The following is an 11794-nucleotide window of genomic DNA, read 5'->3' on the forward strand; positions in this document are numbered from 1 at the left end:
CGCCACTAAAAAATCTTTCTTATTTTCGATTAAGATAATCGTTTTTATTCGATATATGCTTTTAGTATCTTGCTTCTAATATATTCCTGATGACTAAATAACGCCCTGGAAATTTAGCCTTGCCGCTTGCTGTCTCTTTTTGTGGCTTGGCGAAATCCACTCTGGGCTGACAACAGGCTTCGCCTCGGCGAAGCGCAATTAACCTGAAGGAAGCTAACCATGAAAGGAAAAACAGTAAACAAGCAAACGCTCGCGGCGTTAGTGAGTGCCTTGTTGGTGTTTAACCCTGCCGTCGCCGATGAGCAAGAATCCGCACAGATGACAAAGCCCAAAGGGGCTGCTGCCACTGGTACCGCCAAAGCGTTTCAACCCAAGAGCAAACAGTTTTGGTGGCCCGATCAATTGGATCTTTCCCCGCTGCGGGATCACGACTCCCGCTCCAATCCCTACGGTGAGAGTTTCGACTACGCCAAGGCCTTCAACTCGCTGGATCTCGACCAGGTAAAAGCCGATATCGACCAGCTACTCACCCAATCGCAGGATTGGTGGCCAGCCGACTACGGCAACTATGGTCCTTTCTTCATCCGCATGACCTGGCATAGCGCAGGTACCTATCGCACCCTGGATGGCCGTGGTGGCGCCGGTGGCGGACAGCAGAGATTCGAGCCGTTAAACAGCTGGCCCGATAACGCCAGCCTAGACAAGGCGCGCCGCCTGCTCTGGCCGGTGAAACAGAAATATGGTGAGGCACTCTCCTGGTCAGACTTAATTGTACTCGCGGGCAACGTCGCCCTGGAAAACATGGGATTTAAGACTTTCGGTTTTGCCGGTGGTCGTAACGACGACTGGGAGCCAGACATGGTGTACTGGGGACCGGAGGTCGAGATGCTCGCCAGCGATCGTGAAGACAGAGACGGCAAGCTGCAAAGGCCGTTAGGTGCGACCCACATGGGGCTCATCTATGTTAATCCGGAAGGCCCGAAAGGGGTGCCAGATCCGCTAGGTTCGGCCAAGAATATCCGCACAGCCTTCTCTCGTATGGCGATGAATGATGAGGAAACTCTGGCACTTATCGCCGGCGGTCATACCTTCGGTAAGATGCACGGCGCCCACAAGCCGAAAGATTGTCTGGGGGCAGAACCTGCTGCGGCAGGCATCGAAGCCCAGGGGCTGGGCTGGCACAACAAGTGTGGCAAGGGCCACTCAGAAGACACCATCACCAGTGGCCTGGAAGGGGCCTGGACTCAGGCGCCCACCAAGTGGACCTCGCTCTATCTGAGTAACCTGCTGACTTACGATTGGCAGCAGACCCGCAGTCCTGCAGGTGCGATCCAGTGGATCCCAACCGACGAGTCGGTGCACAAGGCCGTGCCCGATGCTCATGTCAAAGGTAAGTTTCATGCGCCGGTGATGACCACGGCGGACCTTGCGCTCAAGTATGACCCCGAGTATCGAAAGATTGCCGAGCGCTTCCTGGCCGACCCGGAAGAGTATCGTCTGGCCTTTGCCAAGGCCTGGTACAAGTTGACCCACAGAGACATGGGGCCTGCCCGTAACTTCCTCGGTAAAGAGGTGCCTCAGGGCAACTTCATCTGGCAAGATCCAATCGATGATAAGACCCAATCGCGTCTCAGCGCCGGCGATATCAAGCAGCTTAAAAAAGCCATCAGCAAGTCTGGGCTGAGCGTTGCCGAGCGTGTGCGCCTGGCCTGGGCGTCGGCGGCTAGCTATCGTCAATCAGATATGCGTGGCGGCGCCAATGGGGCACGTATCGCCCTGGCTCCGCAGAAGGATTGGACGGTGAACAACCCAGCCGAAACCGCCAAGGTGCTTAAGACGCTGGAGGCGATTCGTGCCGACTTTAATAAGGGCGCCGGCAAGCGTCAGGTTTCCTTGGCCGATCTTATCGTACTCGCGGGGGCGAGCGCCCTAGAGCAGGCCGCCAAGCAGGCGGGTTTCGAGGTCGCCGTGCCTTTCACCCCAGGACGAGGTGATGCCACTCAGGCGCAGACGGACGAAAACTCCTTTAGTCTACTGGAACTGCATGCCGATGGCTTTAGAAACTACTTCGACGTAAACCACAGCTATAAGTCGCCCACCGAGATGCTGGTGGATAAGGCCGACCAGCTGGATCTGACGGTGCCCGAGATGACGGTGTTAGTCGGTGGCCTGCGTGCCCTCGATGCCAACTATCAAGGGGCGAAGCACGGGGTGTTGACCCAGCGTCCCGGCACGCTTAACAATGACTTCTTCGTCAACCTGTTAGACATGTCGACCCTGTGGCAGAAGTCAGATGTCGATGGCATCTATCAGGGACTGGATCGCAGCAGCGGCAAACCTAAATGGACCGCCACCTCGGTGGACCTCATCTTCGGCTCTAACTCTGAACTGCGCGCGGTCGCCGAGGTTTATGCCTTCGATACCTCTAAGCAGAAGTTTGTCGATGATTTTGTCGCCGCCTGGGTCAAGGTAATGAATTTAGATAGATAACAGGGACTATACGGCCTGACGGCCGAGGTAAGTCGTGGGGTTATTTCTTTCCCTTTTGGAGGTGATGCCTCACGGCTTATGTATGTATTGGTTCAAACTTTGTTTGGATATTAATTTAACATCGTGGGACTCCATCCCATTGTTATGAGGTGAGTCGGTCTAGTGACCGAAGAAAGTCGTGGGATTCCATCCCACACCCGGGCAAGGAGGACTGCTCGTCCTCGCCAAATACTTCCTTGTAAAAAAGCCAGTTCGGCATCCGTGCCTCTCGCTCAAAACGGTCATTGACATGACCTTCGCCCTTGCATCCACCCTGACGCCCCGGCGAAGTTGTACTCCTTCGTGTCTTTTTGAAAATCCCTATCGCCTCATATTCGCCATCCATGGCTCATCTGAGGCTATCTCGGCATCCATGCCTCAATCACGTGATTTTCTGCAAGCCACTCCGGCAACTTCCAACGGGGTCTTTTAAACCACAACCGGCATCTGTTATAAGTCGCCTTAGATGTGATTTAACTGTCTGTAATGTAAGGGGTTTGAAGGTTTTTGGCTGTGTGCGAATGAGGTTGGATGCTACAATAAGTCCCCATCGAAGTTGCCGAAATACGCAGATGAAAATGCCGTGTGGCCATCATGGATGATGGGCAAGGCTCGGGGGGACAGGAGTCCCATCCGAGTCGTTAGGCGATTTTCATTGGAGTATGAGGAAAAACAACTTCGTCAGGGGCGGCAGGGGAGATGCAAGAGGGGGATTGCTGTTGATCCCCTTCTTGCCCTGGTGTGGAACGGAGTTCCACGATTTACCTCGGCCGCAAGGCCGTATCCGCCAAGCGGTGTGAAATGGAATCCCACGATTTACCTCGGCCGTAAGGCCGTATCCGCTAAGCGGTGTGAAATGGAATCCCACGACTTACCTCGGCCGTAAGGCCGTATCTGCTAAGTGATGTGAAATGGAATCCCACGACTTACCTCGGCCGTAAGGCCGTATCCGCCAAGCGGTGTGAAATGGAACCTCACGACTTACCTTGGCCGTAAGGCCGTATAGGCAAATTAGGTGAAGCCTGGAAGGCTTCGAGTTCTAGCCAAGCAAAGCTTGGCTCATAAAAGCGTAAAAAGGTTTACGCAGGAACCCTCTCCGTTAAACATCATAATCGAGTACCGGTGCCAACCAGCGCTCTGTCTCCTCGACACTCATTCCTTTGCGCTTGGCGTAGTCCTCTACCTGATCCCGGCCGATATTGGTCACGCCGAAGTAGCGCGACTGCGGGTGGGCGAAGTACCAGCCGGAGACAGCGGCGGTGGGGAACATGGCGTAGCTCTCGGTGATCTTGAGATCTATGGTCTCGTCGGGCTTTAGTAGCTCCCACAGCAGGCCTTTCTCTGTGTGATCCGGGCAGGCGGGGTAACCGGGGGCCGGACGTATGCCCTTGTATTTCTCGCGGATCAGCGCCTCGTTATCCAGGTTCTCATCGGCGGCGTAGCCCCAGAACTCCTTACGCACCCGCTCGTGCATCCGTTCGGCGAAGGCCTCGACCAGACGGTCGGCTAGACACTTGAGCATGATGGCGCTGTAGTCGTCATGGTTGGCCTCGAAGCGGGCCACATGTTCGTCGATGCCGTGTCCTGCAGTGACGGCGAAGCCACCCATGTAATCGGCGACGCCAGAGTCTTTCGGCGCGACGAAGTCGGCGAGACAGAAGTTGTCGTTGCCCACACGTTCTATCTGCATCCGCAGATGGTGAGTGGTCATCTCAACCTTGCTACGGCTCTCGTCTGTGTAGATCTCGATATCATCATAATTGACCGTGTTGGCCGGGAAGAGGCCGATGACCGCCTTGGCCGTGAGCCACTTCTCATCGATTATGGTCTTGAGCATCGCCTTGGCATCTTGATAGAGCTTGCGCGCCTCTTCGCCTACCACCTCGTCATCGAGGATCTTGGGGAAGTGGCCGTGTAGCTCCCAGCTGCGGAAAAATGGCGTCCAGTCGATGCGATCGACCAGGTCTTCCAGCGGATAGTCGTCAAACACCTGTCTGCCCAGTTGATTCGGAACGAAAGGCGTATGGGCGTTCCAGTCTTGCTGGCAGCGATTTTCCCGTGCGGCCTCCAGGGAGACGATCTGCTTGCGCTTGGCCTGTGAGTTGCGTTTGTCGCGCATCACCCGATATTCCTCGTAGGCGGCATCTATGGTCGCCTGACGGGTCTCCTTGTTGATCAGCTTGGCCACCATGGGCACGGCGCGCGAGGCGTCGGCGATATAGATGGCGCCTTCGGGGGCGTGGGGTGCGATTTTCACTGCCGTGTGGATCTTGGAGCAGGTGGCGCCGCCTATGATGGAGGGAATATTCAGCCCCGCCTTGTGGAAGGCTTTGACGTTGTGCACCATTTCATCCAAGCTCGGGGTGATAAGCCCCGACATGCCTATGATATCTACCTTTTCCGCCTTGGCGACCTCTATGATCTTCTCGACCGGCACCATGACGCCGAGGTCCACCACCTCGTAGCCGTTACAGGCCAGCACCACGCCGACGATGTTCTTGCCTATGTCGTGCACGTCGCCCTTTACCGTCACCATGAGGATCTTGCCGTTGGACTCGCCCTCGACTTTTTCCGCTTCAATGTAGGGATTGAGGTAGGCTACGGCCTTCTTCATCACCCGCGCAGATTTCACCACCTGGGGCAGGAACATCTTGCCCGAACCAAACAGGTCGCCGACCACGTTCATGCCATCCATCAGCGGGCCTTCGATCACATCCAGAGGACGGCTGGCCAGCTGGCGCGCCTCTTCTGTGTCCTGGTCGATAAACTCTGTGATCCCCTTTACCAGGGCGTGCTCCAGCCGCTTGTTGACCGGCCAGCTGCGCCACTCGAGATCTTCCTTCTTGGCGCCCGCGGCACCGTCGCCACGGTACTGCTCGGCGATCTCCAGTAGCTGTTCTGTGTTGTTCGACCCTTGCACCGGGCAGGGCAGGTTCTGCACCACGGCCTCTACCCTGGCCTTAAGATCAGGATCGATATCGTCATAGATCGCCAGCTGCCCGGCGTTGACTATGCCCATGTCCATTCCCGCCTGAATGGCGTGATAGAGGAACACGGCGTGGATCGCCTCGCGCACCGGGTTGTTGCCGCGGAAGGAGAAGGAGACGTTAGACACGCCGCCGGAGATCATGGCATGGGGCAGGGTACGCTTGATCTCGCGCGTCGCCTCGATGAAGTCCACCGCATAGTTATCGTGCTCGTCGATGCCGGTGGCGATGGCGAATATGTTGGGGTCGAAGATGATATCTTCAGGCGGGAAGCCCACCTTATCCACCAATACCCGGTAGGCGCGGGTACAGATCTCTATCTTGCGCGCCATGGTATCGGCCTGGCCAACTTCGTCGAAGGCCATGATGATGGCCGCCGCGCCGTAGCGTTTCACTAGGGTGGCCTGCTCGATAAACTTGGCCTCACCCTCCTTGAGGGAGATGGAGTTGACCACGCCCTTGCCCTGAATGCACTTGAGTCCGGCCTCGATCACCTCCCACTTGGAGGAGTCGATCATGATGGGTACCCGGCTGATGTCGGGCTCGGAGGCGATAAGGTTGAGGAACTTCTGCATCACCTCGACACCGTCCAGCATCCCCTCGTCCATGTTGATGTCGATGATCTGGGCGCCGTTTTCCACCTGATCCCTGGCGACCGACAGGGCCTCTTCATATTCGCCTGTCTTGATCAGGCGCAGAAACTTGGCCGAGCCAGTCACATTGGTGCGCTCGCCCACGTTCACAAACAGGGAATCGGCATCTATGGTCAGCGGCTCCAGGCCTGAGAGGCGACAGGCCACGGGCAGATCCGGCAGCTCGCGGGCGCCGTGCTTGATGACGGCGGCGCGGATTGCCTTGATATGGTCTGGGGTGGTGCCGCAGCAGCCGCCTATGATGTTGAGCAGGCCTTCCTCGGCCCAGGGGCCGATCACCTCGGCCATCTGCTCCGGGGTCTCGTCATAGCCGCCAAATTCGTTGGGCAGGCCGGCGTTGGGGTGCGCCGACACATAACACTCGGCGATTTTCGACAGCTCCTCGACATAGGGGCGTAGCTCCTGTGGCCCAAGGGCGCAATTGAGGCCGATGGAGAGCGGCTTCACGTGGCGCAGCGAATTATAGAAGGCTTCTGTAGTTTGGCCCGTCAGGGTGCGGCCCGAGGCATCGGTAATGGTGCCCGAGATCATCACCGGCAGACGCTGGCCCAGCTGGTCGAACAGGGTTTCGATGGCAAACAGCGCCGCCTTGGCGTTGAGGGTATCGAAAATGGTCTCGACCATGATGATGTCGGCGCCGCCCTCGATAAGGGCCTGGGTCGACTCGATATAGGCCTCTACCAGATCGTCGAAATGGATATTACGATAGCCAGGGTCGTTCACATCCGGGCTGATGGAGCAGGTGCGGTTGGTGGGTCCGAGAACCCCGGCCACATAGCATTGACGACCGCTTTCGGCGGCAACCTCATCACAGGCGGTGCGGGCGAGTCGGGCGCCTTCAAGGTTGATCTCCCGTGACAGCTCCTGCATCTCATAGTCGGCCATGGCCACCTGGGTGGCGTTGAAGGTGTTGGTCTCTATGATGTCGGCGCCCGCCAGCAGGTAATCTCTGTGGATCTGCTTGATAAGCTCGGGTTGGGTCAGCACCAACAGGTCGTTGTTACCCTTGAGATCGCAGGGCCACTGCTTGAAGCGCTCGCCGCGAAAGTCGGCCTCCTCCAGCTTGTGGTTCTGAATCATGGTGCCCATGGCGCCGTCGAGGATCAAAATTTCCTTATTGAGCCGCGCGCGGATCGCGTCGTTAATCTGCCTTACGTTTCGAACAGGGGATTGGGTCGCCATAACTTTCACCTACTTCAACTGACCTATTGCCTAAACTGCCGCGTCTATCGATTTGACGTGCTATTTTTATTTTGGATGTATAAACGTATAGACGTCTATACTAATCGACTTATAATACCCAGGGCAAGTCAAATGAGTATAAGCTTAAATCTGGTTTGGCTTCGAGGAAGAATGCTGGTTTAGCCGCGTTCCCATGGCAAAAGGCTCTCCCCTTGATAGTGGGTGAATCTGAAAGTTTTTCAAGGTCTTATTTATCTTTCATTGCCACGGGATACTTCCAGAGAGTATCCTGCTAACCATCTAGATTTTAAAGGTTTAATGCTGCAGTTATGACGCAAACGACACTCTATTTGATGCGGCACGGCGAATGTGAAGGCGGCAACTTGCTGCGCGGACATAGCGATCAACCTCTCACCGAGATAGGCTTCGCCCAGATGCAGCTGGCCTATGCCAAGCTGCCCCAGGCGGTGGACAGGGTGATCAGCTCGCCGCTCAAGCGTTGCCGTGTATTTGCCGAGCACCTCACCGCTAAGAATCAGGTGAAGGTGGCCCTGGATGCCGGGCTCAAGGAGATCTACTTCGGCCGTTGGGATGGCCAGCCTATCCCTGAGCTGCATGCCGATCACGGTGAGGAGCTGAGTGCCTATTGGCGGGACCCTTGGGCCAATTCGCTGCCCGAGGGGGAGCCCATGGCTGAGTTCGAGCAACGTGTCGACGAGGTGGTCGAGCAGTTGGTGCATCAGCATTGCGGCGAGGCCTTGTTACTGCTCACTCACGGCGGCGTGATACGTCACCTGATGGCCAAGGCCCTGGGGGTAGAGCGCGCCGTAGGCTTCTATACCCGGCTGAGCCTGGACTACGGCAGCGTGGTCAAGATAAGCCATTACCGCGACAAGGCGGGAGAGGGCTACTGGCGTCTGCATTGGCACGACGCCGAGTGAGTCTGGCCTTGTGTCGGCGGCAAAATTTAGCATAATAACCGGGCGCAGGGACCGCCTGCGCCGGGAGTATGGTGTCGAGATCGCCAAGGCGATAACTCGGACTTAATAGGGAATTGGGGAAGGCCTCGCGCCGCTAGCCCAAACTGTGCCCGCAACTGTGAGTGTGTTGCCTAGTCGAACCCGACCTGGTCGCCACGAGTCAGGATACCTGCCTACTCTCCAACTACTATCTCAAGCGGGTGACTTGAGGGAGCCAATAGATGAAGAATACCTCGGGGCCGAGTCTGGCCCAAGGGCGAGGGCGCCTCGGCGCTGCTTCCCGGAGGGCGCGACCTTGAGCGCCCCCAATCAGCCATCACAAACAGAATCACTCCTGTCTCTCGGCGCCAGTGAAGGATCGAACCTAAGTGCAGGCGATGGCGCCTGCGCGCGCCCGGCGCTGTCGGTGCGGGATCTCAGCTGGCGCTGCGGTGAGCGCGCCATCCTCTCTGGGGTCAAGCTGGATCTGCCAGAGGGTAAGATGCTGGGGATCATAGGCCCCAACGGCGCCGGCAAGTCCAGCCTGCTGCGCTGCCTCTATCGTTTCCTCACCCCTAGCAGCGGCGAGATCCAACTGTTTGGTCAGCCAATCGCCAGCCTGAGCGCCAGGGCCTTTGCCCGCGAGGTGGCCGTGGTGCTGCAAGACACGCCTCAGCATTTCGACATGACCACGGCCCAGCTGGTGGCATTGGGGCTCACGCCACACAAGGCCGCCTTCTCCATGACCACTAAGGCTGACCGCCTGGCGGTGAGTCAGGCCCTGGAAACCGTGGGGCTCAAGGAGCGCGCCGGACAGACCTACGCCTCCCTGTCCGGGGGCGAGAAGCAGCGGGCGCTGATTGCCCGCGCCATAGCGCAGCAGCCTAAGCTATTGATCCTCGATGAACCCACTAATCACCTGGATATCCGCTATCAGATCCAGATCCTTGAGCTGCTCAAGGCCCTGGGGGTGACCGTGGTGATCTCGATTCATGACCTGAATCTGGCCAGCGCCCTGTGCGATCAGCTTTTGCTGCTGGATCAGGGCAAGGCGGTGGCTCAAGGCTCGCCCAAACAGGTGCTGAGTGAGGCGCAGATCGCCAGGGTATTCTGCGTCTGCTGTCAGGTATCGCCCCATCCACAGCACGGTAATCCGCAGATTAACTATTTCTATGGCTATCACCTTCACAATGCTGACCAGAGTGCCCAGCATGGCAGTAGCAGTGGCAGTGCCAATGGCCTGGCTGACCAGCCATTTGAGGCGAAGGAGGCTAACCATGACGAGCGCTAGCCTGAGTCTGGGAAGAGGCTATAGTTCGCTGCAACACCTGGCCTTCGTCTGCCTGGGACTGCTAACCCTGGCGACTCCTGTGCTGGCGGTGAGCTTCGGCGCGGCGCAGATAGGCGTCGCCGAGGTGCTTGAGGTGCTGCTGGCCAAGCTGAGCGGCGCCGATCCCGGCGGCGTGACCGCAAGAATATTGATTGAGCTGCGCCTGCCGCGCATCCTGCTGGCCTTCATCGCCGGATTCGGCCTGGCTCTGGCGGGCGCCGTGTTACAGACGGTGACTCGCAATCCCCTGGCCGACCCTTATCTGTTTGGCATCTCCTCGGGTGCCAGTCTGGGGGCGGTTGTGGTGATCACCCTGCTGGGCGGTGTCGGCGGCGCTTTGGCCAGTGTCGGCCTGCCGCTCGGTGCCTTTATCGGCGCCAGCCTGGCGGTGCTCATGGTGCTGGCCCTGTGCGGACGGGATCTCAACACTCAGATAGAGCGCATGTTGCTCTCCGGGGTGGCGATCTCCTTCCTGTTTGGCGCGCTGGCCAGCTTGATGCTCTATTTCTCCGGGCCGCAATCGGCCGCCTCTGTGCTGTTCTGGAGCCTGGGCAGCTTTGCCAAGGCGAGCTGGCAGATGCTCTGGCTGCCCTGGCTGCTGGTGTTGGCGGCGAGCGCCATCTTGCTGCTGCTTAAGCGGCAGATCCTCGCCATTCAGGCGGGGGATGAGACCGCCCACACCCTGGGCATTCGGGTGCAGCGCCTGCGTCTCGTCAGCCTGCTGCTCTGCTCGCTGATCACCGCCGTCCTGGTGGCCAACTGTGGCGGCATCGGCTTCGTCGGCCTGATGGTGCCCCACATGGTGCGGCTATTGCTGCCGGGGCGTTTCGCCCTGTTGCTGACGGCCCTGGTGGGCGGCCTGTTTATGATCTGGGTGGATGTGCTGGCGCGCTGCCTGCTCAGCTATCAGGAGCTGCCGGTGGGGATCATCACGGCTGTGATAGGCAGCCTCTTCTTCCTGTTTATCCTGGGCGGCAAGCGTAGCAACTAGCCCAAGTCCCCTATGTATTGAAGGAAAGGTGTATGGAAGGAAAAGCGTATTGAACTATGCCAGCAAAGAAGGTGTGGATTGCAATGAATCGAGAACGAGGGCGAGCGATATGAGGTTCCAGTATGTTTGAAGTCACTGTGGTAAGTAGCGAGTTCGATGCCAAGATCCAGCAGAAGATAGACACTAAGACCAAGCCACTGGGCGCCCTCGGCGCGCTCGAGACCCTGGCGATGACTATCGCCAGGGTGCTGGGTCCAGACAAGCCGCAGATAACCAAACCAACCCTCTTGGTGTTTGCCGGCGATCACGGCATCGCCGCCTCCGGCGTCTCCATCGCGCCCAGCGAGGTGACTACCCAGATGGTGATGAATTTCCTCAAGGGCGGCGCGGCCATCAATCTGTTCTGTGCCCAGGGGGGGATCACCATGGAGGTGATCGACTGCGGCATCGCCCAGGAGATCCATGATCAGCCTAAGCTTATCAATCACAGGCTGGGGGCCGGCACAGGTGCGATTCATCGCGAGCCCGCCATGACCCTGGGGGCGGTCAAGCAGGGCTTCGCCATGGCCAGGGAGCGGGTCGCGCTGCATCACGGCCGCGGTTGTAACCTAATAGCCTTCGGTGAGATGGGCATAGGTAACACCAGCTCGGCGGCGGCCATCATGGCGGCGCTGATGGGGCGCGAGGCGGCCGAGTGTGTCGGTCGAGGAACTGGCATAGATGCCGCCACCCTGGCACGCAAACAGCTGCTGGTGGAGCAGGCGCTGTTTTTGCACCGTGAGCAACTGGGAGATCCATATGGCGTATTGGCCTGCCTGGGTGGCTTCGAGATAGTGCAGATGACCGGCGCCATATTGGCGGCGGCCGAGCTGAAGATGCTGGTGCTGATCGACGGCTTCATCGCCACGGCGGCGGCCCTGGCAGCGGTGACTATCGCGCCTCACGCCCGGGACTATATGATCTTCGCCCACGAGTCCGGCGAGCGCGGCCACAAGCTGATGCTGGAGCATCTCAATGCCCAGCCGCTCTTGTCCCTCGGACTACGTCTCGGTGAGGGAACCGGGGCGGCGCTGGCTGTGCCCCTGGTGCAGGCGGCGGCCACGTTTTACAACGAGATGGCCTCCCTCGAAGAGATGGGCATTTCGATTTAGCGGCATTAACAA

6 protein-coding genes and 1 riboswitch are annotated in these 11794 nt (G+C 58.3%); of the genes, 5 read left to right on the forward strand and 1 reads right to left on the reverse strand.

Annotated elements, in window-relative coordinates; all coding sequences use genetic code 11:
- Positions 1–219: 219 nt before the first annotated feature.
- On the forward strand, positions 220–2490 hold the full coding sequence (gene katG / locus SHEW_RS03645) for a catalase/peroxidase HPI (RefSeq protein ID WP_011864515.1): 2271 nt from the start codon (positions 220–222) through the stop codon (positions 2488–2490).
- A gap of 1138 nt (positions 2491–3628) precedes the next feature.
- Here katG and metH read toward each other — a convergent pair.
- Positions 3629–7351: a methionine synthase gene (gene metH / locus SHEW_RS03655; RefSeq protein WP_011864516.1), complete on the reverse strand. Its 3723-nt coding sequence runs from the start codon at positions 7349–7351 to the stop codon at positions 3629–3631.
- Between the two features lie 329 nt (positions 7352–7680).
- On the opposite strand from metH, the gene SHEW_RS03660 reads away from it, so the two are divergent.
- The 4 genes from SHEW_RS03660 (at position 7681) to cobT (ending at position 11782) form a co-directional block, all read left to right on the forward strand.
- The gene (locus SHEW_RS03660; RefSeq protein ID WP_011864517.1) at positions 7681–8292 is read left to right on the forward strand and encodes a histidine phosphatase family protein; all 612 of its coding nucleotides are present in this window, start codon (positions 7681–7683) and stop codon (positions 8290–8292) included.
- 51 nt (positions 8293–8343) lie between these two features.
- Positions 8344–8522, forward strand: a riboswitch (cobalamin riboswitch).
- Positions 8523–8626: 104 nt separating this feature from the next.
- A complete protein-coding gene (locus SHEW_RS03665) occupies positions 8627–9601 on the forward strand; it encodes an ABC transporter ATP-binding protein (protein ID WP_011864518.1) in 975 nt (324 codons plus the stop codon).
- Positions 9588–10631, forward strand: a complete 1044-nt coding sequence (locus SHEW_RS03670; RefSeq protein ID WP_011864519.1) for a FecCD family ABC transporter permease — start codon at positions 9588–9590, stop codon at positions 10629–10631. Before SHEW_RS03665 ends, SHEW_RS03670 begins: the two co-directional genes overlap by 14 nt.
- Before the next feature lie 122 nt (positions 10632–10753).
- Positions 10754–11782, forward strand: coding sequence for a nicotinate-nucleotide--dimethylbenzimidazole phosphoribosyltransferase (gene cobT / locus SHEW_RS03675; RefSeq protein ID WP_011864520.1), 1029 nt, complete (start codon positions 10754–10756; stop codon positions 11780–11782).
- Positions 11783–11794 lie beyond the last annotated feature (12 nt).

This window comes from Shewanella loihica PV-4 (genome assembly GCF_000016065.1).
In the GTDB taxonomy this organism is placed as follows: domain Bacteria; phylum Pseudomonadota; class Gammaproteobacteria; order Enterobacterales; family Shewanellaceae; genus Shewanella; species Shewanella loihica.